The organism is Streptomyces sp. NPDC026672 (assembly GCF_040638185.1).
Taxonomy (GTDB): Bacteria; Actinomycetota; Actinomycetes; order Streptomycetales; family Streptomycetaceae; genus Streptomyces.
The window spans coordinates 25,983-49,567 of record NZ_JBEZXS010000055.1; the positions used below are offsets into that span (position 1 = coordinate 25,983).

At 74.0% G+C, this 23,585-nt stretch carries 18 protein-coding genes and 1 pseudogene; 12 read left to right on the forward strand and 7 right to left on the reverse strand.

Translation table 11 applies throughout. From position 1 onward, the window contains the following. Nucleotides 1-92 precede the first annotated feature (92 nt). Nucleotides 93-1,523 (reverse strand): MFS transporter, encoded by a 1,431-nt coding sequence (locus AB0F77_RS38070; protein ID WP_361957786.1) that lies wholly within the window; start codon nt 1,521-1,523, stop codon nt 93-95. 93 nt (nt 1,524-1,616) lie between these two features. On the opposite strand from AB0F77_RS38070, the gene AB0F77_RS38075 reads away from it, so the two are divergent. The 10 genes and pseudogenes from AB0F77_RS38075 (at nt 1,617) to AB0F77_RS38120 (ending at nt 12,791) form a co-directional block, all read left to right on the forward strand. Then, on the forward strand, nt 1,617-2,300 hold the full coding sequence (locus AB0F77_RS38075) for a helix-turn-helix domain-containing protein (RefSeq protein WP_361957789.1): 684 nt from the start codon (nt 1,617-1,619) through the stop codon (nt 2,298-2,300). A 57-nt stretch (nt 2,301-2,357) separates the two neighbouring features. Beyond that, a complete protein-coding gene (locus tag AB0F77_RS38080) occupies nt 2,358-3,989 on the forward strand; it encodes an acyl-CoA dehydrogenase family protein (RefSeq protein ID WP_361957792.1) in 1,632 nt (543 codons plus the stop codon). Nucleotides 3,990-4,014: 25 nt separating this feature from the next. Further along, a pseudogene (locus AB0F77_RS38085) lies at nt 4,015-5,193 on the forward strand (SDR family NAD(P)-dependent oxidoreductase); the annotation flags it as partial. Then, a complete protein-coding gene (locus tag AB0F77_RS38090) occupies nt 5,097-5,672 on the forward strand; it encodes a cupin domain-containing protein (RefSeq protein WP_361957840.1) in 576 nt (191 codons plus the stop codon). The pseudogene AB0F77_RS38085 and the gene AB0F77_RS38090, both read left to right, overlap by 97 nt. After that, entirely contained in the window at nt 5,669-6,700 is a 1,032-nt protein-coding gene (locus tag AB0F77_RS38095) for a hypothetical protein (RefSeq protein WP_361957795.1), read from the forward strand. Before AB0F77_RS38090 ends, AB0F77_RS38095 begins: the two co-directional genes overlap by 4 nt. Beyond that, nucleotides 6,697-7,782 (forward strand): hypothetical protein, encoded by a 1,086-nt coding sequence (locus tag AB0F77_RS38100; protein ID WP_361957798.1) that lies wholly within the window; start codon nt 6,697-6,699, stop codon nt 7,780-7,782. Before AB0F77_RS38095 ends, AB0F77_RS38100 begins: the two co-directional genes overlap by 4 nt. 1 nt (nt 7,783) lies before the next feature. Further along, entirely contained in the window at nt 7,784-8,698 is a 915-nt protein-coding gene (locus AB0F77_RS38105) for a hypothetical protein (RefSeq protein WP_361957801.1), read from the forward strand. 88 nt (nt 8,699-8,786) lie between these two features. Then, a complete protein-coding gene (locus AB0F77_RS38110) occupies nt 8,787-9,314 on the forward strand; it encodes a hypothetical protein (protein WP_361957804.1) in 528 nt (175 codons plus the stop codon). Nucleotides 9,315-9,540: 226 nt separating this feature from the next. Further along, nucleotides 9,541-11,319 (forward strand): asparagine synthase C-terminal domain-containing protein, encoded by a 1,779-nt coding sequence (locus AB0F77_RS38115; RefSeq protein ID WP_361957807.1) that lies wholly within the window; start codon nt 9,541-9,543, stop codon nt 11,317-11,319. Nucleotides 11,320-11,399: 80 nt separating this feature from the next. Further along, nucleotides 11,400-12,791, forward strand: a complete 1,392-nt coding sequence (locus tag AB0F77_RS38120) for an aldehyde dehydrogenase family protein (RefSeq protein WP_361957810.1) — start codon at nt 11,400-11,402, stop codon at nt 12,789-12,791. A 54-nt stretch (nt 12,792-12,845) separates the two neighbouring features. Here the strand turns inward: AB0F77_RS38120 and AB0F77_RS38125 are convergent, their stop codons facing one another. The 4 genes from AB0F77_RS38125 to AB0F77_RS38140 form a co-directional block, all read right to left on the reverse strand. Next, on the reverse strand, nt 12,846-13,769 hold the full coding sequence (locus AB0F77_RS38125; protein ID WP_361957813.1) for an NmrA family NAD(P)-binding protein: 924 nt from the start codon (nt 13,767-13,769) through the stop codon (nt 12,846-12,848). A 211-nt stretch (nt 13,770-13,980) separates the two neighbouring features. Then, the gene (locus tag AB0F77_RS38130) at nt 13,981-15,903 is read right to left on the reverse strand and encodes an N-acetylmuramoyl-L-alanine amidase (protein WP_361957816.1); all 1,923 of its coding nucleotides are present in this window, start codon (nt 15,901-15,903) and stop codon (nt 13,981-13,983) included. A gap of 217 nt (nt 15,904-16,120) precedes the next feature. Beyond that, nucleotides 16,121-16,681: a TetR/AcrR family transcriptional regulator gene (locus AB0F77_RS38135; RefSeq protein WP_361957819.1), complete on the reverse strand. Its 561-nt coding sequence runs from the start codon at nt 16,679-16,681 to the stop codon at nt 16,121-16,123. Between the two features lie 110 nt (nt 16,682-16,791). After that, the gene (locus AB0F77_RS38140) at nt 16,792-19,038 is read right to left on the reverse strand and encodes an ATP-binding SpoIIE family protein phosphatase (protein WP_361957822.1); all 2,247 of its coding nucleotides are present in this window, start codon (nt 19,036-19,038) and stop codon (nt 16,792-16,794) included. Nucleotides 19,039-19,274: 236 nt separating this feature from the next. Between AB0F77_RS38140 and AB0F77_RS38145 the strand changes: the two genes are divergently transcribed. After that, the gene (locus AB0F77_RS38145) at nt 19,275-20,291 is read left to right on the forward strand and encodes an alcohol dehydrogenase catalytic domain-containing protein (protein WP_361957825.1); all 1,017 of its coding nucleotides are present in this window, start codon (nt 19,275-19,277) and stop codon (nt 20,289-20,291) included. Between the two features lie 549 nt (nt 20,292-20,840). On the opposite strand, the gene AB0F77_RS38150 is transcribed toward AB0F77_RS38145, so the two are convergent. Both AB0F77_RS38150 and AB0F77_RS38155 read right to left on the reverse strand, forming a co-directional pair. Then, nucleotides 20,841-21,803, reverse strand: coding sequence for a LysR family transcriptional regulator (locus AB0F77_RS38150; RefSeq protein WP_361957828.1), 963 nt, complete (start codon nt 21,801-21,803; stop codon nt 20,841-20,843). Nucleotides 21,804-21,977: 174 nt separating this feature from the next. After that, complete coding sequence (locus AB0F77_RS38155) at nt 21,978-22,568, reverse strand: TetR/AcrR family transcriptional regulator (protein WP_361957831.1); 591 nt, start codon at nt 22,566-22,568, stop codon at nt 21,978-21,980. 164 nt (nt 22,569-22,732) lie between these two features. Between AB0F77_RS38155 and AB0F77_RS38160 the strand changes: the two genes are divergently transcribed. After that, on the forward strand, nt 22,733-23,485 hold the full coding sequence (locus AB0F77_RS38160; RefSeq protein ID WP_361957834.1) for an SDR family oxidoreductase: 753 nt from the start codon (nt 22,733-22,735) through the stop codon (nt 23,483-23,485). Nucleotides 23,486-23,585 lie beyond the last annotated feature (100 nt).

Below are 23,585 nucleotides of genomic sequence, written 5' to 3' on the forward strand. Positions count from 1 at the left end.
TTGACCGGGGCGCCCGCCGTACGGGGCGACGGGCACGCGGTCGTGAGCCGCGCGCCCCTCCGCCGCGCTCCGCTGCCGCGCCCGGCCCCGGCTCACACCCCGGCCGGCCGTGCCCGGCGGGGGAGCAGGCCCAGACAGGCGACCGCGGCGACCAGTTCGACGGCCGCCATGGTCCACCAGCCGTGCACGAACGCCGTGTGCGCGGCGGTGTACGTGCCGGGTGTGCCGAGGACCGCGACGACGACACCGACGCCGAGCACGAAGCCGATCTGCCGCGTCATGTTGATGACACCGCTGCCGGTCGACGTACGGTGCGCCGGCAGCCCGGCGGTCGCGGAGGACAGCAGCGTCGGCAGCGCCAGCCCGATGCCGAGACCGGAGACCAGCTGCCCCGGCAGCATCCCGCCCGCGTAGTCCGCACCGTGCGGGCCGACGGCCACGAGCGTGAGGACGTTGCCGGCCGCGAAGGCGGCGCAGCCGAGCGCGGTGAGCACACCGGGCCGTACCCGGCGGCCGAAGCGCTGGACGAGCACCGTGACGACGGGGACCATGGCGGGGCCGGGCGCGACGGCGAGCCCGGTCGTGATCGTCCCCCAGTGCCAGACGTTCTGCATCCAGAGCACCACCATCAGCAGATAGCCGGCGAAGCCGATGCTGAAGGTGATCATCGCGACGTTGGCCGCGGCGAAGCTGCGCACCCGGTAGAGGTCGGGCTCGACCAGCGGCACCGGGTGGTGCTCGGCGCGCCGGACGAACCACCCCAGGAGCACGGCCGCGACGACGAACGAGGCGACCGTGCCGGCGTCGCCCCAACCCCAGTCGCCGCCCTTCACGAGGGCCAGCGCGAGGGCGCCGATGCCCACCGTCAGCAGCCCGGAGCCCAGGACGTCCGGCACCTCGGAGACGGCCGTGTCGCGCGAGTCGGGGACGATCCGGGCGGCCGCGACCAGCGCGACGACACCGACCGGCAGGTTCACCAGGAACACCCAGCGCCAGCTCGCGGTGACCAGCAGACCGCCCAGCACGGGTCCGGCCGCCGCCGCGACGCCCGCCACGGCGGACCAGAGCCGGACGTAGGGCATCCGCTTCTCCGCGGGCACCGCCGCCAGCAGCAGCCCCAGCGACGTCGGCGTCAGGGCGGCGGCGCCCGCGGCCTGGAGGACCCGGAACACCACCAGCCACCACAGTCCGGGAGCCGCCGCGCACGCGACGCTCGCCGCGGTGAACAGCCCCAGGCCCAGCAGGAACATCCGCTTGCGGCCGACCTTGTCCGCCAGCCGGCCCAGGGGTACGAGCAGCGCCGCGTAGAAGATCGCGTACCCGTTGAGCACCCAGCTCACGTCGCCGATCGACGAGCCGGCGAAGCTCTCGCCGATCCTGTCGAAGGCGACGTTGACGATGAAGACGTCCAGGCTCGCCATGAACGCGGCGAGCGACAGGACCGCGAGGACCGCCCGCGGACCGCGCGTGTCGGCCCGCTCCGCCGCCCGGACGGGGGCGGCCTCCTGGCTGTGTTTGTTCATGGCGGCGACGATAGGCAGCGATACTTCAGTTTTGCAAGCTTGATTGTCGATTCGAAGTAAATAGGTCTATGGGAAGTCGGCTATGGTTGCTACATGAAACGTCGTAACTTCGGGCAATACTGCGGTCTGGCACGCGCACTGGAACTGGTGGGCGAGCGGTGGGCGCTGCTGATCATTCGTGATCTCACGGTGCGGCCGCAGCGCTACAGCGATCTGCTCGACGGCCTGCCGGGCATCCCCACCAATGTGCTCTCCACCCGGCTCAAGGAGCTGGAGGAGGCGGGCATCGCCGAGCGCCGCATCGCGCCCGCCCCGCAGCGCGGTGTCGTCTATGCCCTGACGGACGCCGGCCGGGAACTCGAACCCGCCGTCCACGCCCTCGGGCGCTGGGGAACCGCCCGGCTCGGCGAGCCCCGGCCGGGTGAGGTGGTCACGCCCTCGGTGCTCGTCGTGGCCCTGCGGGCCGTCTTCGACGCCGGCCGGGCGGTCGGGCTGACCGCGTCCTGGGAGATCCGCGCCGACGACATCGTGGTACACGCCGCGGTCAGGGACGGCCGGCTCGACGCCGGGACCGGTCCGGCCCCGGACGAGCCCGATCTCGTGATCACCTTCAAGGCGGACGACCTGCCCTCCTTCGTCGCGCTGATGCAGGCCGCCCGGTGCGGTCTGGTCGAACTGGACGGTCCGCGCGAGCTCCTGGACGTGTTCCTCCAGGTGTTCCCGACGGCGCGCGTGCCGCAGGCGTCACAGGGGCCCACCGTTGACAGTCATGAGTGACCGTGAAACTCTCCCGTTGCAGTCAGGAGTGACTGTGAAGGTGTGAGGAGGCCCGCCATGTCCGTCACCCACGAGGTCGTCAACCAGGTCCCGCCCGTGCTCGGGAGGGACCTGTCGACCTTCCCGGCACTGCTGGAGGGGCTGCACCGCGAGGGCGCGAGCTGGGCCGAGGGGGAGGTGCGCGAGCTGGGCCGGCTCGCCGGGAGCGAGCAGGTCCAGGACTGGAGCCGGATCGCGAACGAGCACCCGCCCGTGCTGCGCACGCACGACCGCTACGGCTTCCGTGTCGACGAGGTCGAGTACGACCGCTCGTACCACGACCTCATGCGCGTCGCGCTCGCCGAAGGGCTCGGCGGCACGGCCTGGGCGTCGGACAGGCCCGGCGCCCATGTGGCACGGGCCGCCAAGATGATGGCCTGGAGCACGTCGGACTACGGCCACCTCTGCCCCGTCGCCATGGTCTACGCCGTCGTCCCCGCGCTGCGGGCCGCGCCCGGACTCTCCGCCCGCTACGAGCCGTTGCTCACCACCACCGGCTACGACCCGGAGCTGCGCGCCCCCGAGTCCAAGGCGGCGCTCATCGCCGGGATGTCGATGACCGAGAAGCAGGGCGGCTCGGACGTCCGCGCCAACACGACCACCGCCACCCCCCGGGCGGACGGCTCCTACCGCCTCACCGGCCACAAGTGGTTCACCTCGGCGCCGATGTCCGACTTCTTCCTCACCCTGGCGCAGGCGCCGGGCGGCCTGTCCTGCTTCCTCGTCCCCCGCGTCCTGCCCGACGGCACCCGCAACGCGGTCCTGCTCCAGCGCCTCAAGGACAAGCTCGGCAACCGGTCCAACGCCTCCGCGGAGATCGAGTACGAGGGCGCCTGTGCGCACCTCGTCGGCGAGGAGGGGCGAGGGGTGCGCACCATCATCGAGATGGTCAACATGACCCGCCTCGACTGCTCCCTGTGGGCGGCGGCCGGCATGCGGACCGGCACCGCGCAGGCCGTCCACCACGCCACCCACCGCGCGGCGTTCGGCGGCCCGCTGATCCGGAAGCCCGCCATGGTCAACGTCCTCGCCGACCTCGCCGTGGAGTCCGAGGCCGCCACCGCCGTCACCCTGCGGCTGGCCGGGGCGGTCGACCGGGCCGCGCGCGGTGACACGGACGAGGCCGCCTTCCGCAGGTTCGCGCTCGCCGTGACCAAGTACTGGCTGTGCAAGCGCTGGTCCGCCCACACCGCGGAGGCGCTGGAATGCCTCGGCGGCAACGGCTACATCGAGGAGTCGGGCATGCCCCGGCTCTATCGCGAGGCACCGCTCGTGTCGATCTGGGAGGGCTCCGGCAACGTGGCGGCGCTGGACGCGCTGCGCGCGATGCGGCGTGAACCGGAGACCGTGGACGCCTTCTTCGCCGAACTGGACCGCGCGAAGGGCGCCGACGCCCGCTTCGACGACCGGGCCGCGCGCCTGGTGAAGGAGTTCGCCGACGGCGACTTCCTCGAATACCGGGCGCGGTCGCTCGTCGAGGACGCGGCCGTGCTCCTCCAGGCCGCCCAACTCCTGCGGCACGGCGACCCGTCCGTGGCCGAGGCGTTCGTCGCCACCCGCCTCGACGGACGCGGGGGAGCGGTCTACGGCACCCTGCCCAGGGGGCTCGACACCGACACGATCCTCGGCCGGGCGGCCCTCGTGGACTGATCCACGGCCCCGGACCGCCGCGCGCCGGCTGCACTCCGAGGGCCACCGGGTGGTCGTCGTGGGCCGCTCGCCCGAGCGGACCCGCGTCCTCGCCGGTGAACTCGGTGTCGAGCACCACCTCGCCGACTTCGCCCGGCTCGACGACGTCCGCAGACTCGCGGCCGACCTCGACGCCTCCCTGCCGCGCATCGACGTGCTCGCGAACAACGCCGGCGGCGTCTTCGGCGACCGCGCCCGCACGGCGGACGGCTTCGAGAAGACCTTCCAGGTCAACCGTCTGGCGCCCTTCCTGCTGACCGCGCTCCTCATGGACCGGCTGCTCGACGCCCGCGCCACCGTGATCCAGACCGCGAGCACCGGGGCGCGCCGGTTCGGCGGCCTCGACCTCGACGACCTCGACCTCGACCTCGACTTCACCGCCCAACACGCCTACGGCAACGGCAAGTCGGCGAACATCCTGTTCACCCGGGAGCTGCACCGCCGCTACCGGGATCGGGGCATCGCGACCGCGGCCTTCCACCCCGGCTTCGTCGCGACGAACTTCGCCACCGAGAGCGACACCTTCTGGAAGCACATCTACAACAGCAGGCTGCGCGGACTCGTCATGGCGACCCCCGAGCAGGGCGCGGACCGGCTCGTCCGGCCGGCCACGACACGCCCAGGGACGGACTGGCAGTCGGGCGTCCACTACGAGAAGCGCAGGCCCGCCCGCCGCACCAACCCCCAGGCGCTCGACGCGGACCTCGCCCGGGGGCTGTGGGAGCGCAGCGAGGAACTCCTCGGCCCGACCGTCGGCCGAACCGGGTCCGTTCACCCACCGTTCGTCCCCGGGCCGTATGTTGGTCCCCGCGCGACCCGGGCGTGTTCCGGACCCGCGGCCTACCATACGAACGCGTACATGAGCGGCACTTGGGGGAGGCGCGCTTGTTCGGCAGCACACGTGACGACGCGTCCGGCGCGGGGGAGCCGGAGGCATCGGACGCGGCGGACCGCCGCCGCAGGACGGAGCGACTGCCGCGCGGTGTGCGGCTGTACCGGATACGGGCGGACGGATCCGTGGGCCTCGCCGACCGCGACGGCGCCCGGGACCTCGGACCCGAGCGGGACCTGCTCCGGTTCATCGACGACGGACAGTTCGCGCACTACCTCGTCGGGGACGCCGCCACGTCTCCCGAGCGGCCCTCCAACGCCACCGTCAAACTAGGCATCGTCGGCCCGCGCAGCGCCTTCACCCCGCACGCCCACGGCGGCGAGCACTTCGTCCTCAGCCTCGGCCACGCGGCCTGCGGACTGTACGACGGCGAGCGCGACACGGTCGTCGAAGTCCCCCTGGTACCCGGCGAGTTGATCCGGATTCCGCAGATGATGCCGCACTCCTTCGCCAACCGCGCCACCACCCCGCTGACCATCCTGGCCGCCAACACCGGCTACGGCATCGACCACGAGGACTACGCCGTCACCGCCCCCGAGGCCGAACGCCGGGGCACCGACGCGGCGGACCCCGCCACCACCGGCGGCGTCCGCACGGACACCCTCGCCGTCACCGACTACCTCCGGCTCGCCGCCGCCCTGCGGGACATCGAACGGGCGCAGCGGCTGCGGGGGCCGGGCACCACCACCGTGCGGGAACGGCTGGCCGCCCGGCTGCGCCGGCTCGCGCAGGCACTGGAGGGCAGGCGATGATCTGCCCGCACTGCGAACAGTCCCTGCTGCGCAAGGAACGCCCCGGCAACGTCTGCGGCAAGTGCGGGCGCCGGTACGCCCTCGACCCGAAGACCAACCCGCTCCGGCTCAGCGACCTCCGGGTCCGCCGGGTCGTCGGCGCCCTCACCCAGGACGGCCAGGTGCCGTGCACCACCGGCCAGTTGTGGTACGCCCTGTCCCGCAGGTCGCTGCGGGACACCCGGGTCGAGATGGGCTGCGCCGGGACCCTGGCCGTCATCGGCTTCATCGTGGGACTCGTCGGCCTCGGCTCGGGCACCGTCGCCATCGCCGTCGTCGGCGGCCTGCTGCTGCTCGGCGCGCTCGGCTTCGTGGTCGCGGAGGCACGCGGCGTGGGCCGGGGCCGGCCCCGGCTCCCCCGCGCCGACTTCGGCACCGGACCGATGGCGGAGTGGCGGAGCGTCTACGGCTCGCTGCCGTCCGGGGTGCTCGACGACAGCCGCTACCCGGAGCCCGCCGCACCGGACCCGGCCGTCCGGCCCGACGGGCCCGTCCTGCTCTGCCCCGACCGCTCCGTCGCCGTCTTCCTCGACGCCGCCGGACTGCCCGCCCGCCACGGGGTCACCCTCGCCCCCGACGTGGCCGCCGTCTCCGCCGCACCCGGCCGGGGCCCCGTACTGGTGCTCCACGACGCCGACGCCCAGGGCCTGTCGCTGGCCCGGCACGTCCGCGCCGCACAGCCCGGCCGCCCGGTCGTCGACATCGGACTGCCGCTGAGCGCCGTGCACGGGCTCGCGCGCGCCGTACCCGTGCGCGGCGAGGCACCGGGCGAGAACGTCATCAAGGCACTGGAGAAGAACGGTGAGTTGAGCCCCGACCAGCTCAAGTGGCTGGCCGCGGGATGGGGGTTCCCGCTCGTCGGCGTACCGCCCGCCAGACTGCTGGCCGTCGTCTCCCGCGCCGTCGAGAGAGCCGGCACGGCGGACGATCCGCAGCGCCGGCGGGCCGCCTCCGTCGGATTCCTGACCTGGCCCGAGGAGCACGGATGACCTGCCCCCACTGCCGGGCCTCCCTGCTGCTCAAGGAACGCCGGGGCAACGTGTGTTCGCGGTGCGGACGCCCCTACGCCCTCGATCCCCGGACGCAGGGCCGCGGCATGCACGACACCCGGATCCTGCGCATCGCCGACAAGGCCACCGGCGGAGGGCGCCGGCAGGTCACCGTCACCCAGCTCCGGTACCTGGCCAGGACCGCCAACCGCACCTGGCCCGCGACCCCGCGGAGCGGACGCCCGCAGTGGATCGGACGCACGGTGGCCGTCGTCCTCGTCGCCGGGCTCGTCGCACTCGGCTTCCGGCTGCGGGACGTCCCGCCGGCCGGTCTCATCTGGTGGGCCGCCGCGATCGTCGCCCTCCTGGTGTACGCGGTCTCCAAGGGCGAACCACGACGGCCCGCACGAAGCGCCGGCGCCTCCGTGACACCCGCGCAGGCGACCTTCCGGTCGATGATGAGCACGCGGTGGACGCAGGTGTACGGAAGCCTGCCGCCCGGGATCGTGGACGACGAGCAGCACCCCGGGGAAGCGGGGGGCCTGGACGGCGGCCCGTCGGAGGAGACGGTCGAACTCCTCTGCCCCGACCGTGCCGTTCGCGTCTTCCTGGCACTCAACGGGTTCCCACGCCGTCTCGGCCTGAGGCTCGCCGCCGGACTCGGTGACCTGTCCGGCACCGGACCCGTGGTGGTGCTCCACGACGCGGGCGCCCGCGGACTGCAACTCGTCGAGGACGCACGGGCCGTCCGGCCCCGGCGGGTGGTGGTGGACGCGGGGCTCCCGGTGTGCGCGGTCCTCGGCAACCGACGCGCCGTCACCCTGCACGAGACCCTGCCCGTGCGCATGCTGGAGAACGAACCGGAGTGGCTGCGCCGCACGACCCGGCTCGCCCCGAGGGAAGCCGCGTGGCTGCGCCAGGGCTGGTACAGCCCCGTCGCCGCGGCGCCGCCGGCCCTCGTGGAGGCCGCCGTCGAACGGGCCGTACGGCAGGCCCACGACGCGGACCCGGAACGGCGCGAGGCCGCCGCCGTCGGCTTCATGAGCTGGCCCTCCGAGTCGGCGGCGAAGGACGGTGACTGACGTGCGGACGCCCATGGACACGGCCCGCCGGCTGCTGCTGGAGCGGGCCGTCGACCTCGCCGCCCGACGCGCGGCCTCCCCCGGGAACCTGCGCTTCACCGAACGGCAGCTCTACTACGAGACCTGCCGCGTCCTGCGCCCGAGGCCCGCGCCGGTGCGGCGCGTCCCGTACAGCCCGGCCCCGCCGCTGCGGCTGTCCCGGTTCACCGAGGTGCTGCGCGGCCGTGAACCGGCGGGGATGCTCGCCGACGAGGCTGCCGGGACCGGTGAGGCTGCCGAGGGCGGTGAAGCTGCCGCAGCCGCCGAGGTCGCGGGGGCCGCCGGGGGCGTCGCCGTTGCGACGATCGGTGGGGAGGCGCGGGAGCCCGACCTGTACGCGTACGGGCTGCCCCGGCTGCTGATCTGCCAGGACCGCTCCATCGCCCGGATGCTGCTGGCCAACCACGTGCACCTGGAAGCGGCCTGCCCCGTGCTGAGCGCACCGGACGACCTGCCGCTCGACCCCCGGTTGGCGGCCGCACTGGAACGGACCGAGGGCGCCACCGTGCACGTCCTGCACGACGCGAGCCCCGCCGGGATCGCCTTGCCCGCCCGAGTGCGCGCGCAGTTGGGCCCGATGGCCGTCCGCGTCGCCTCGCTCGGCCTTGTGCCCCGGCACGCCCGGGCACTGCACCTGGTGTCGGGGCGCAGGCCCGGCCCGCCGCCCGCGCTCGGCCCGCTGCCGCACGGGCTGCGGCCCGACGAGGTGGACTGGCTCGCCGCGGGCCGCTTCGCCGAGGTCGCCGCCGTACCGCCCGCGCGGCTCCTGCGCGCCGTGCTGCGCCTCGCGCGCGGGCCCCGGTCCGTCCGCCACTCCGTCCGGGACGAGCTGCGCGATCTGCGCACCGCCGGGTTCCTGACCTGGCCCGACGCATGACCCGACCGCGACCCGAGGACCGTGTGTCCACGCCCCGCCGACCCGAGGCCCCCTTGCCCGAGCACCCCGGACCCGAGGACCGAAGAGCATGATCCGCCCACGTGAAATCGGCTACACGGACGAACTGCTCGCCGACGGCAGCGTCCACCGCACCTACGAGGACGGCCGGCAGGAGTGGCGCCGCCGCGGCCCGGACGGGCGTGTGCACTGGCGCGACGACCGAGGGGGCTCCGGCACCGACGAACCGCTGGGCCGGAGGATCGTCAAACGCGTGCTCACCGACGGCACGGTGACCTACGGCCGTGACATCGGCTACGGCCGCACCCTCTGGGAGCGCGGCGAGACCCTCATGGTCAACCGGACCTCGTTCGGCGGCCGGATGGGCGTGATCCTCGCGGCGATCGGCGTCGCCGGACTCGCCGTCACCGCCTCCCAGCTCCCGCCGCTCTCCCTCACCCCCGAGGAGGAAGACGAACTGCGCCGGCAGGCCCAGAACTCGGCCTCCGGAAGCGGCGAGGCCGGCTACGACGGGGGCGCCGACGGAGGCGACGACGACTGGGACGGCGGGGACTGGGGCGACGACGGCGGAGGCTGGAGCGACGACGACTTCGGCTGACCGGGCGGACCATGCTCACCGGGCGGACCATGCCGGCCGGGTCGGCCGGTCCGACTCGGCGGTCCGGGCCACCGGGCGGACCGGCGGTTCGGCTCACCGGGTGGACCGGCGGTCCGGCCGGTTCGACCGGTTCGACGGGGCAGGCCGGGTCCGGCGGCCACCGGACGGACACGTGTGCGCGGACTCGTGCGCGCGTGGGCACGCGGCACCACGAAAGGACATTCCGATGGCGCGCTTCTGCGTCTGCCTCGCGGCGGGAACCGACCACTCCGGCGGCCCGTCCGACACGCATCTCGCCGCGATGGGAGTCCCGGCCGTGGCGCCCGGACTCGGCCTCGTGCACGACGAACCCGGCCACGCCCGGGGCCCGTTCGAGGCGTACGGGGCACGTGCGGTCGGCGAGGTCACCCTGCACAACCGCGCCGAACTCCTCGCCGCCCTCGCCACCGACGGCGCCCCCGCCCCGCCCGGCTGCGAGGACGGCGAACTCCTGCTGCGCTGCTGGACCCGGCTCGGCGTCCGGGGCGTCGCCGCGGCCGAGGGCATGTTCGCGCTCGCCGTCCTCGACGGCGACGACCTCGTGCTGATCCGCGACCACGTCGGCGCCCGCACCCTCTTCTACGCCCGTGCCGCCGGCGCCTGGGCGGCCGCCACCTCGCTGCGCGCCCTGCGCCGCTGGCCCGCGCTCGCCACCCGGATGAACCTGTCCGCCGTACGGTCCTTCCTCACCTTCGCCTATCTGCCGGGCGACGAGACCCTGTTGGAGGGCGTGCGGGAGGTGCTGCCCGGCCGGGTGCTGCGGCTGGCCGCCGACGGCACGGTGACCGAGACCGTCCACTGGGAACCCCGGGAACGGCTCGACGAACCGCCCGCGCCCGCGTACGGGCCCGGTGGGGGTCAGGACCACGTCCTCGCCCTGCGCGCGCTGCTCGAAGAGGCCACCGCGCGGCGGCTGCCCGAGGCCGAGGCGGTCGGGGTACTGCTGTCGGGCGGGATCGACAGCTCGCTCGTCACCGCGCTCGCCGCCAAGCTGCACGGCCACCCCGTGCACACCTACTCCATCAGCTTCGGCGACGAACTCCCCAACGAACTCGGCTACTCGGGCCTCGTCGCCACCCACTGCCACACCCGGCACCGGGTGCTGACGGTCTCCGGCGCGGCCGTCGCCGCACGGCTCGCCGACACGGCAGCCCTGCTCGACAGCCCGGTCGGCGACCCGCTGACGGTGCCCAACCTGATGCTCGCCGAGGCGGTCGCCGGGGACGGACTGCGGACCGTGCTCAACGGGGAGGGCGGAGACCCGGTGTTCGGCGGCCCGAAGAACCTCCCGATGCTGGTGCAGGAGATGCACGCCGGCGCCCCGGGAGCGGCCGGGGCGCCCTGGTACGAGGACCGGGCCACCGCCTATCTGCGCTCCTACCGCAAGTGCTGGACCGACCTGCCCGATCTGCTGACCGCCGACGCGCTGTCCGCGCTGGAGTCCGCGCCGGCCCCGCAGCGCTTCGTCGAGCCCTATCTGACGGGCCCCGACCGGATGACCCACCTCCTCAACCAGCTGCTCCACTGCAACCTGCGGACCAAGGGCGCCCACCACATCCTCACCAAGGTCGAACGGCTGACCGCGTCCCATGGGCTCCAGGGCCGCGCCCCGCTGTTCGACCGGAGGGTGGTGGACCACGCCTTCGCCACCCCGCCCGCGCTGAAACTCCGGGGCACCGCCGAGAAATGGGTGCTGAAGGAGGCCGTACGGGACCTGCTGCCCGCCACCGTCGTGGACCGGCCCAAGAGCGGGATGCGGGTGCCGGTGCAGCAGTGGCTGAGCGGGCCGCTGCGGGAACTGGGCGGTGATCTGCTGCTCGGGCGGGCCGCGCGGCAGCGGGGGCTGTTCCGGCCCGACACCGTACGGACCTGGATGCGCGGTGAGGGCACGTTGCTGCCGCGGCAGGGCGGCAAGCTGTGGCTGGTGCTCACACTGGAGCTCTGGCTGCGGGCGTACGGCCTGTGAACCGAGTTCATGCGAAGGGGCCGTGTGAAGGCCGATCCGGCCGATCTCCTGTGAACGCACACCATGGAGGCAACCGCACCGTGAACACCACCGCCGAGACAACCACCCCCGAAGCCGGACTCACCACCACGCTGGTCGACCCCCGCACCGGCCGGGCGCGCGGCACCGTCCCCGTCGCCCGCGAGGGCGAGGTGCGCTCCGCCGTCGCCGCCGCCCGCACGGCCCTGCCCGGCTGGCGCGGTCTCACCCCGAGGGAGCGCTCACGCCGACTGGAGCGGCTGGCCGCGCTGGTGGAGGAGCACGCCGACGCCTACGTCGCGCGGGAGGCCGCCGGGACCGGGAAGCCGGACGGGGAGACGTCCGGCGAGGTCGAACAGGTCGCCGATCTCTTCCGGTTCTACGCCTCCGCCGTCCGCGCCCAGTCGGCCCCGGCCGCCGGACGGCTGGTCGACGGCCACGAGAGCTGGGTGCGCTGGGAACCCCTCGGCGTCATCGGGGTCGTCGTGCCCTGGAACTACCCGCTGATGATGGCCGCCTGGCGGTGCGCCCCCGCCCTCGCCGCCGGCAACACGGTGGTCGCCAAACCCGCCGAGACCACCCCCGACACCCTGCGGCTCCTGGCCGAGCACGCCGCCGAGGCGCTCGGCCCCGGTGTCCTCACCACGCTGCCCGGCGACCGGCACACCGGCCGGCTGCTGGTCGGGGCCGACGTCGACATGGTCGCGTTCACCGGCAGCGCGACGGCCGGCGCGGACGTGGCGGCGCGGGCGGCGGGGCGCCGGGTCAGCCTCGAACTCGGCGGCAACGCGCCCGCGCTCGTCCTGCCCGACGCACCCGGCGACACCTGGGACCGGCTCGCCCGCGCCTGCACCTACAACGCAGGACAGAGCTGCGCCGCGCCCGCCCGGGTCATCACCCTGCGCGAGAACTACGAGCACACGGTGGAGCGACTGGCCGCCGCGGCACGCGCATGCGTCGCGGGACGGGACTTCGGGCCGCTCAACAACCCGGACCAGCTGGCCCGTTACGACGGCATCGTCAAGGCGTCCGCGGCCGGGCGGAACTTCGCCGCCGACATCGCCCCGGGCCCCGGCGAGGAGAACGGCTTCTGGCGGCCGGCCCGCATCCTGGCCGACCTCCCCGACGACGACCCGGCGGTGGTGGAGGAGGTGTTCGGGCCGCTGCTCACGGTCCAGTGGGCCGAGGACCCGGACGCGGCCGTGGCGCTGGCCGACTCGGTCCCGCAGGCGCTGGCGGCGAGCGTGTGGACCCGCGACCTGAGCACGGGCCTCGAACTCGCCGGCCGGCTGAACGCGGGGGAGACCTGGCTCAACTGCCACCTCGTCCAGACCGCCGAACTCCCGCACGGCGGCCGGGGAGCCTCGGGCCACGGCACCGACCTGAGCACACTGGCGCTGCACGAGTACCAGCGCCCCAAGACGATCACCGCCCGCCTGGCTCACGACAGTTGACCGACGGCCCCCGCGCCGCTGGGGGTGCGCCGGACGACACGGGGCCGCCGGGGGTCAGGCCGCGGGGTGCAGGTGGGCGCGTGCCCACTCCTCGAAGCTCGTGAGGGGGATGCCGAGGGCGCGGGCGAACTCGGGGCGGGCCGGCTGGCCGTGGGCGTTCAGCCACTCGTGGGCGGTGCCCATCGGGTGCATGCCCGCGGCCAGCGCCTGCTCCGCCGTCATGTCGGGGGCGGCCAGCGGGGTGTCCAGGGCGCGGGACAGCACCTCGGCGATCTGACGCATCGACAAGTGGTCGCTCGCCAGCTCCAGTTCGACCCGGTGGAACCGGTCGGGTCCGGTGACGGCCGCGACCGCCGCCGCGCCGATGTCGTCCACCGCGACGAGGGAGAGACGGGTGTCCGGCTTGAGGACGCTCACCAGGCCGCCCGCGACGCCGCGCGGGAACAGGAACGCCGTGGACGGCAGGAAGTTGTCCATGAAGAAGCCCGGCTTGAGCAGCGTCCAGCGGGGGAAACCGGCCTCCCGCAGCCGTTCCTGGATCGCGCTCTTGGCGCCCAGCGTCGGCTCCATCGACGCCCAGCGGCCCTCGGCCCAGCCGGGAACCCGGGTGTGCTGCCCGGCGCCGGTCACGGAGGTGTGCACGAACTGCGGCACTCCGGCGGCCCGCGCGCCCTCGATGAGGTTGACGCCCTGGGTGATCTCCCCGGCGAAGTCGAAGCCGTCCGCGGTCGGATCGGGCATCTGCACCGAGAACACGGCGCGGGCGCCCTCGGCGGCCCGCACCAGGGAGTCGCGGTCGTAGAGATCGCCGGTGACCAGCTCGACACCGAGCGCCGCGACGGCACCGGCCCGCTCGGAGTCCGGGTCGCGCACCAGGGCCCGCACGGGTATCCCGGCAGCGACCAGGGCACGGGCGGTCGCGCCGCCCTGCCGGCCGGTGGCGCCGGTGACCAGGACGGGCGCGGAGTCTGTGGACATGCTGCTCCTCGGGGAGGGGGCGGGACGGCGGGGTGGGAGGGGATCCGCAGAAACGGCGGGGCCCACCGCTTTCCTGTCCCGCACGATACGGCGGGGCCCGCCGTTTGGCAAAGCCCTGAATCCGCGCCCATTCCGCCGCGTGCGGAGGCGGCACGAGCGAGGGGCCCGGGTCGTACGACCCGGGCCCCTCGGACGTGTGCGCCTGTCTGCGTCAGGGGGCCTCGGTGGCCGTGACGTCCGCCGCGTTCACATAGATCGTGCGGTGGTTGAACTGCGCCTGGTAGTAGGTCGCACCGCCCTTGACGACCGCCCCGTTGGACGGAAAGAAGTCGTCCGCCGCGGCGGGCGGCTGGGTCGCGACGTACGCCTGGCCCGGCGGGATGCGGTAGTTGGCGGCCGTGAGCGGCTTCTGCGTCGACGGCGACAGCCCGGCTGGGTACTCCGACGCGGCCGGGTACGCCTGCCCGTACACCGGGGCGGCCGTGGTGCCCGCGGTCTTGAGCACGGTCACGCCGTGCGCCGGTACGGTGTTGCAGCCGCCCGGGTTGTGGATCCAGCCCTCCTGCCCGTCGTACCAGATGGCCGTCCAGTCGCCCCGGACGTCGGCGACCACGAACTGCTGCCCGGCCTGGACGTGGTCGGACCAGTCGCTGATGCCGTCCGTGCCCTCGGTGTCGCCCGGGTGCACCACCGGGTCGAGCAGCAGCGGAGCCGTCTCGTCCGGCGCGCTGCGCACGAAGAGGGAGTTGGACCGCTGGGTCGACGCGGAGCACGGGGTACCGGCCGGCAGGGTCGGGTCGTCCACCGGGCAGACGGTGTAGGTCTGCTCGTTGGTCCTGAAGTCCGGGGCGATCGTCACGACGGAGCCCACCGCGCCGACGCCGTGCCGGCCCGTGTCCGTGGGGGCGCCGAGCAGCCGCATGAAGCGGTTCCAGTCCCAGGCCGTGCCCGGATCCCAGTGCTGCGCCGCGAGGTTGGAGTCCAGCGAGCCCGGTATGTTGTCGTGGCCGAGGACGTGCTGCCGGTCGAGCGGCACGCCGTAGCGCTGCGCCAGATACTTCACCAGCCGGGCCGTCTGCCGGTAGGTGGTGTCCGTGTACCAGGTGGCGCCCTGGGCGGTGAAGCCCTCGTGCTCGATCGAGATCGAGTGCATGTTGTAGTGGTAGTTGCCGACGGCGAACGCGAGGTCCTTGTTCGCCATGAGCTGGGTGGTCCGGCCGTCCGTCGCCATCAGGTAGTGCGCGGACGCGGTGGCGCCGGCGGCCTGGAGGGTCTCCAGGGCCTGCTCGTAGGAGCCCTCCGCGGTGTGGATGACGATGCGGTCGATCTGGATGCCGTCCGCCGGCCGGTCGGAGACCTGGCCGTTGCTGCGGGTGATGGTCACCGGCTCGAACGCGCAGTCCATCGACGCCGGGCACTCGGCCCCGGACGACGACGCCGGCTCGTCCTTCAGCCGCAGCGCGGCCAGTTGGCCGTGGTCGGGCTGCGCCGCCGGGTCCGCCGTCAGCCGGACCGTCCCGCCGTCCGACTCGGCACGGGCGCCGGAGCGGATGGTGCCGAAGACGCGGTCGACGTAGGCGGTCGCGGCCTTCTCGGTCTTGATCTGGCTGAACTCGGCGACGGCCGCCGTCCAGTCCGCCGGGTCCGCCGACAGGCCGCCGGTGAGCCGCTTCTGGTACGAGGCGAGCAGCGCGGCGGCGCCCTCGATGTTGGACCGGGTGTCGGTCCTCAGCTTCTGTGCGGGGATGCCGGTCAGCTCGGACGCCGTGCGCAGCGTGTGCAGTTCGGGCCGGTCGGCCATCGCCGCCAGGTCGGCGCGCCCGCCCGCGCCCGCCGCCCCGTCCGCCATCATCCGTGGGGTGACGTCCGTGAGTCCCGCGATGCCGAAGCCGCCGCTGTCGTTGTGTCCCTGATGGGTCCGCCAGCCCGACACCTCGTGCACGACGCCCATGAGGACGCTCTGCGGAACGTGGTAAGTGGCCGCGGCGGCCGTGAAGTCGGCCTGGAGGCCGGTCTGCCGGGGTCCCCCGTCGGTGGCCTGGGCCGTGGACGGCAGGAGCGCGTAGACGCTCGCGGCCAGCACACCCCCCGCGGCGCCGGCGGTCAGCCATCTCTTGGAACGACGCATGTGCAACGTGTACCTCTTCGAAGTGGACGTGATGACGCGGCAGTTGTCGCTCCGAATGGAACGGGGCGGCCGGTCGGTCAGGCCGGTGCCGCGACGGGGCACACGGCGACGGCGAACCGGCCGTACCCGTGTGCGAGCCCGACTCTACTGCTGCCCCTCGCTCAACTCCCGTACGCGGTCGCTTCCTTGACAGAAGAGGCACATGTCCCGTGTTGTGCCGCGGTCAGCCGCGCGGGCCGATGCCCCGGACCACCAGACGCAGCAGTCGGTCGGCGGCCGTGGCCGGATCCGGCCGGTGTTCCGTCGCGAGGGCGATCCCGGCGACGAGGGTGAGGACGTCGGTGACGGTCAGGTCCGCGGGCACCAGGCCCTCGCTCGCGGCCCGGCGCAGCAGCGGTCCGGCCGCGTCGGTGACGACGGCGGAGCAGGCGTCCGTGTGGCCGGCCTCCGTGGCGGGGTCCGAGGCCAGCGCCGCGGCCAGGCCCCGGGCCGAGACCGCGTACGAGGTGAGTGCGGTCAGCCAGTCCAGCAGCGCCGCGTCGGTGTCCGTGCGTCCGGCGGCCTCGCGGGCCAGGGCGGCCAGCCCTTCAAGCCGCTCCCGGAAGACCGCCCTCAGCAGGGCGTTCCTGGTGGGGAAGTGCCGGCGGACGGTCGCGGAGCCCACCCCGGCGGTACGGGCGATCTGCTCCAGGGACGCCCCGGCGCCGTGCGCGGCGACCTCCTCCTGTGCCACGGACAGGATGCGGAGGTAGTTGCGCCGGGCGTCCGCACGCTGGGCGGCCATGTGTCACCTCGCTGATCGTCAGGGCGGGGCCCTCCGCAGTGTAGGCGACGCACACATGTGGCCCGGCCATATTGTCGGGCGTCACCCGGCCGGGTGGCCGGACGGTCGTCTCACCGGGGCTGCAGCACCTCCGACAGCACGGGCACGGGAAGTTCGAACCACACCGTCTTGCCGCGCCCGCTCGGGGAGTTGCCCCACTGCGAGGCCAGCGCGGACACGATCAGCAGTCCGCGCCCGCCCTCCGCCTGGTCCTCCATGCGCGGCAGGTCGACCGGGCGCGCCGGACGCGGGTCGCTGTCCCGCACCTCCACCCGCAGCCGGTCCGCGTACTTGCGCACGTACACATGCACATCGCTGTCGCCGTGGACCAGCGCGTTGGTCACCACCTCGGAGGCCAGCAGCTCCGCGGCGTCGGTCATCGGCCCCAGGTCCCAGGCGTCCAGCCAGTCGCGCAGCCGCGCCCGCACCCGGCCCACCCCCTGAAGATCGCGGCGCTGGACGGCGTACTGCCGGGTGTTGGGGCGGGTCGTCTCCGGCGAGCCCTCGTAGCACAGGAGCAGCAGGGCCGCGTCGTCGAAGTGCGGCCGCGTCCGGCCCGGCGCCTCGACGATCCGGTCCGCCAGGCTCTCCAGCTCGGTGTCCCGCGCCGTGCGCAGGACCGCCTCCACCGCCCCGGCCGCCCGGTCGTCGGGGTCGGTCAGCCCGTCCGTGTACAGGGCGATGAACGTGCCCGCCTCCAGGACCACTTCGGTGACCCGGTAGACGGGGTCCGGCTCCACCCCGAGCGGTACGCCGACGTCCAGCACGGTGCGCCGGACGGCCCCGCCCGGACTCCGCAGGAAGGGCGCGGGACTTCCGGCCGTGGCGATGTGCGCGACGCCGGTGGCGGGGTCGATCCAGACGCAGCAGCAGGTCGCGAACAGACCGGTGTCAAGGCCCAGCAGAAGATGGTTGGTGCGGCTCAGCACGGTCACCGGATCGTGGCCCTCGGCGACGTACGCCCGTACCGCGCTGCGCAGTTGGCCCATCACCACCGTCGCCGTGGTGTCGTGGCCCTGGACGTCCCCCACGACCGCGACCGCGCTGCCGTCGGGCTGCTGCACCAAGTCGTACCAGTCGCCGCCGAGTTCGAGACCGGCCGTGGCCGGGACGTACCGGCTGGTGGCGAGGATGCCGGGCGGCCGGGGCAGCATCTTCGGCAGCAGCGCCTGCTGGAGCTTCTCGGCCAGGGTGTGCTGCGCGTCGTGGGCCCGGGTGCGGGCGAACGCCTGCCCGAGCAGGTTCGTCAGCGCGGTCAGCACCACATGGGCCGCGACCGTCGTGGGACTCGAACCGGTGAACGCGAGGGAACACGTGCCCACCGCCCGGCCGCTGCTCATCAGCGGCAGCACCACCCAGGTCGTGTCGGCGTCCGTGAGTCCCGGGCGCGGCTCCCGCAGCCTGCCCCGGGTCCGCTCGTCGGTCCCGGCGAACGTGAGCTGCCGTTTGACGGCGACGGCCCGGGTCTCCGGGGTCCGCTCGCTCAGCGGCAGTCCGTCCAGCGTGCGCAGGAACTCCCGCGAGCAGCCGGCCGAGCCCACCACGTGCAGCCGGTCGGCCTCGACCAGGCTCATGGCCATGGCCTCGGCGTGGAAGACGGGCATGATCCGTTCGAGTGCGAGGACGGCCGCGTCCCGCGTGTGCTCCACGGTCGTCAACAGCACGGCCAGCTTGTGCAGTTGGTAGACCAGCGGGGCGGTCAGCGAGGCGGACAGCTCCGCTGCCTTCTCGGGCGTCGCGTCGTCGGGGGTGTCGCCCGGTACGACGAGCGGGATGGCACCCGGCGTCACGGGGGTGCCCGCCTCCGCGAGCCGGTCCAGCCGGCGGGAGATCGCGTCCGCCACGCCGAGCAGATAGGTCCGCTCCTCCTCGGAGAGCGTGCGCAGCGTTTCCGGCCAGTACGCCGTGATCGCCCCGAACCTGCGGGTCGCCGACAGCAGGGGGGCCGAGGAGACGGTCCACGGGAACGACATGGACACGGCCAGCTCGGGATGCCTGCTCAGAATGTCTATCGAGTGCCGGGTGACCACCGCGCCCGAGCGGTACGACGCGGACGTGGAGTAGACGTCGTCGTCGATCGGCACCTTGTCCAGCGTGGACACGCCCAGCGGGGACACGACGACCACGGCGGCGTTCAGGGTCCCGGTCTCCGGCACGCTCAGATACACGGTGACGGACGAGGCGTTCAGGTCGCGCAGGGTCCGGGTGGCGAGCCTGGTCAGCGCGGCACTGCGCTGCACCGCGGCGAGCCTGCCGTCGTCCGCGGCCCGGTGCGCGCCTGCCACGGGACCGGTGACGATCCCATCGGTTTCAGTCATCTCGCGGCCGCCTGTTCGCCGTGGTGACGCCCGGCGAAGGGTCGCCCTGTCGGCTCGGTGGGGGACGGTATGTCGCCCCATGTCCCATTGAACATCAGGGCACGGGGGCGGGACAGGCGGAGCGGCCGTCCGTGGACAGGGACCGGGCGGGTACCGCGGGTGCCAGTGGGATTCTCGATCGCTGCCATGAGGATTCCCTGTTGGACGCCCGCCCGGGGGCCGCCGACGATGGCTGCATGTACGCAATCACTCTGGACGAACCCGCTCCCCTGACCGACAACCCGCTGTCGTGGCGCGAGGTCCCGACCCCGGCCCCCGGACCGGGCCAGTTGCTGATCGAGGTCGCCGCCTGCGGTGTGTGCCGCTCCAACCTGCACATGATCGAGGGCGACTGGGTCGACGGCGGTGTCCCCGGCATCAGCCCGATCGTCCCCGGCCACGAGGTCACCGGCACGGTGGCCGCCGTCGGCGAGGGCGTCGAGGGCTTCGCCGAGGGCGACCGGGTCGGCGTGCAGCCGCTGTGGTGGACGTGCGAGGAGTGCGAGTACTGCACCTCCGGGCGCGAGCAGCTGTGCCACCTGCGCAGGATCACCGGTGAGCACGTCGACGGCGGTTACGCCCAGTACATGCTGTCCAACGCGGCCCACACCTACCACGTCCCCGACGGGCTCGACCTCACCGAGGCGGCCCCGCTGTTCTGCCCCGGCATCACCGCCTACGGGGCCGTGCAGAAGCTCGACCTCGGACCCGGCGCCACGGTCGCCGTCTTCGGGCTCGGCGGCGTCGGCCACATGGCCGTGCAGTTCGCGCGGCTGACCGGCGCCGACGTGATCGCGGTGGGCCGCAGCGCCGACCACCTGAGTGTCGCCCGCGAACTCGGGGCCACCCGGGTCGTGGACGCCTCCCGCGAGGACCCGGGCCGGGTGCTCGCGGACTCGGTGGACGCCGCGATCACCTTCGCGCCGTCCGACACCGTCACCGAGCAGGCCCTCGCCTCCCTGGCCTGGGGCGGCACCCTCGTCGCGGGGGTCCCGCTGTCGGTCTCGGGCTTCCCGTTCAACAAGGCGCAGACCATCAGGGCGTCGATCCTCGGCAACCGCGACCAGATGAACGAGGTGCTGCGGCTCGCCGCCCAGGGCGAGGTCCGCTCGGTCGTCGACCGCTACCCCCTCGCCCAGGCGTCCGAGGTCCTCGGCCTCCTCGCCGCGGGTTCGCTCCGCTCCCGCGCCGTCCTGGAAAACCGCGACGCGTAGCCGTCCCGACGGGCCCCAGGCAGTCCGCCGCCCCGGTGGCGCCCCGGGTGGCTCCCCTGTGAACCCCGGGGGGGCGTTCCGGTGGCCCCGGGGTGGGCTCCGGTCGGCCCTAGATGGGGTCCGTTCCGGTAGACCCGAGGGTGAACCCCGATCGGCCCCGGGTGGTGTTCGTTCCGGTGGGCCCGGGTGTGAGCCTCGGTCGGCCCCGGGGGGGGCGTTCCAGTGGACCTGAGGGTGAGCCCCCGTCGCCTCCCCCGGTGGGCTCCGTGCCCGCGGACCGGGACACGGCGCTCCACCACCGATAGGGCCGTACCGCCGTCCCGGCCGACCACGGCGCCTCGCCGTCACCGTCGGCCGGGGCGCGCCACCGTTGCGGCCGGCCGCGCGCCCTGTTGTCACGGTCGGCCGGGGAGCTTCTCCGTTCCGGCCGGCCGCGGCGCCCCGCCTTTTGGCGGACTGTGACGCGCCGTCGTTACGGCCGACTGCGGCGCCCCGCCGTTACGGCCGACTGCCACGCGCCGTCGCCACGGTCGGTCGGGCGCGTCACCGTCACGAACGGCCGGACCCCGTGGTCGATCGGGTTCGGGGCGGTGCAGTCGGGTCGATGATCGTGCGCATCGTGTCCAGGGCGTCCACGCTGAGGAGCAGGTCGGCGAAGAGGCGAGCCGGGCGGCCCGCCCCGGCTCCGGTCACGAGGTGTACGGCCCAGGTGGGGCCGGGGTCCGGCACGGACCGGCGGACCAGCCCGTCGGCCTGGGGCTTCGCGGCGTACGACGCCGGGACCAGCGCGGGTCCCGCACCGCGCCGTACCAGGTCGAGCAGCATGTGGACGTCGTCCGCGGTGATCGCCGTCCGGCGCGGCAGCCGGCGCTCGCGGAAGGCGTCGTCGACCAGCGCGCGGGCCGTCCAGTCCTCGCCGAAGTCCACGAACGCGCTGCCCTCCAGCGCGGACCAGGTGATCTCCTCCGTCGTGAGGGGATGGCCGGGCGGCAGGAGCAGTTCGAAGCGGTCCCGGGCGATCTCGACCACGTCGATCCCGCCGTCCCCGGACAGCCGGCCGGCGGGCCCCGCGACCAGGCCCGCGTCCAGGTCGCCCCGGCGCACCCGCTCCAGGACCAGCCGGGACCCCAGCTGCTCGGCACGGACGTCGACCGCCGGATGCCGGGCCCGGAACGCCGCGAGCACGTCCGGCAGGTCGATCAGGTCACCGAGGCACTGCTCGCTGCCCAGGGCCAGGCTGCCCGCCGCCTCGTCGTCCGCCCGCGCGAGCTCGCGCACGGCGGCCCGGGAGTCCGCCAGGATGCTCCGCGCCCGGGGCAGGAAGGCGTGTCCCGCCGCGGTCAGCGTCACCGCGCGGGGCGAGCGGTCGAACAGCTGGTGCCGCAGCTCGCGCTCCAGGCTGCGGATCGACGCCGAGAGCCCCGACTGCGACACATGGCTCATCTCGGCGGCCCGGGTGAAGTTCAGTTCCTCGGCCACCGCCACGAAGAACTCGATCTGCCGCATGTCCATGGGGCGCCACCGTCCCGTCGTCACCGGACCGGGCCGACGTTCGGTCGGCGGGCCGTCCCCGCCCCCGGTCCATAGACAACTGTACGAATTCCGTCCGCCGAAACAGTCCGGCCGGTACGGGACGCCGGGCGGCCGTGCTCAGTCGGGCGGCGGTGCTCAGTCGGGCGGGGGTGCTCAAGGGCGCGGCAGCAGGGACAGCGCGGTCTCGGCGATCGACCGCAGCGCGTCGCCGCCGACGGCGCCCTTGCCCAGCGCCTCGATGCCCCTGAGCACCGCCAGCAGGAGCAGGGCCAGCCGGTCCGGGGCGGCGGCGGGGTCGATCGCGCCCGCCCGCTGGGCCGCGGCCACGGCCTCGGCGAGCTGTTCCCGCAGCGCGGTGTAGGTGCGGTGGGCGGCGGCCCGTACCTCGGGGTCGCGCCCGGAGAGTTCGGCGGTGCCGTTCGCCAGCAGGCAGCCCCGGAAGCAGGTGTCGGCCGCGGTGGCCTCGGCGACGGCGGTGACCAGGGCGTGCAGCCGGTCGAGGGCGTCCTCGTCCGGGCCGTCGAGCCGCCCCCCGATGCCCTCGACGAGGCCCGCGCAGTAGCCGTCGAAGGCGCGCAGGAACAGCGCGTGCTTGTCGCCGAACGCGGCGTAGAGGCTGCCCTTGCCCAGACCGGTGTCCTTCAGGACGTCGTCCAGGCTCGTCGCCGCGTAGCCGGTCGTCCAGAAGCGGTCCCTGGCGACGCGCAGCACCTCGTCCTCGTCGAATTTCCGGGGTCGTGCCATGCCCTCACCCTATCGGTTCTTGACTGGTGCGTCCAGAACGGGTTACGTTCTGGACGCGAGAGTCAATAACTCGCTGACGTGCACTTTCCTCGGCGGCCATGGCTCTGTGCCGCCGGGGGCGCGCATGCCGACCCCGATGTCCCCCCTCGTCGAAGGACCCCGACATGCTTCCCATGGACACGAAGACCGCGCTCGTCACCGGTGCCTCCAGCGGCATCGGACGGGCGATCGCCCGGCGATTCGCCGACGACGGCGCCCGGGTGTACCTCACCGGCCGGCGCAAGGAGGAACTGGAGGCGGTGGCGGCGGAGATCGGCCCGCGCGCGGTCGCCGTCCCCTGCGACGTGTCGCGCGCCGACGACCTCGACCGGGTCGTGGACGCCGTGCGCGGCGACGGCCGCACGCTGGACGTGGTGGTGGCCAACGCCGGTCTCGGCGTGCTGAGCGGCCTCGCGGACGCCACGGAGGAACAGTTCGACCACACGTTCGGCGTGAACACCAAGGGCACGCTGCTGACCGTGCAGAAGGCGCTGCCGCTGCTGGCCGAGGGGGCGTCGGTGATCCTGCTCGGCTCGACGACCGCGCACGAGGGCAACGCGGGGATGGGGCTGTACGCCGCGTCCAAGGCGGCGATCCGCAGCCTCGGCCGCACCTGGGCCGCCGAACTCGCGCCGCGCGGGGTGCGCGTCAACGTCATCACACCCGGGCCGATCGCCACGCCCGGCATCGAGGGCATGGCCGAGCAGAGCGGTCTGAGCACGGAGGAGCTGCACGGCGTGCTCGCGCGGCAGCTCCCCCTGAACCGCATGGGCCGCCCCGAGGAGGTCGCCGGCCTGGCCGCCTTCCTCGCCGGCCCGGACAGCACGTTCGTCACGGGTGCGGAGTACTTCGTGGACGGCGGCCAGCTCCAGGTCTGAGTCCTCCGGGGGGGTGCCTCTATGTCTTTCGTCAAGCGAGGCGTGGGGTTCTGGGTTCGTAGAAGGTGCCGTCGCGGAGCATCGCGAACAGCACGTTGAT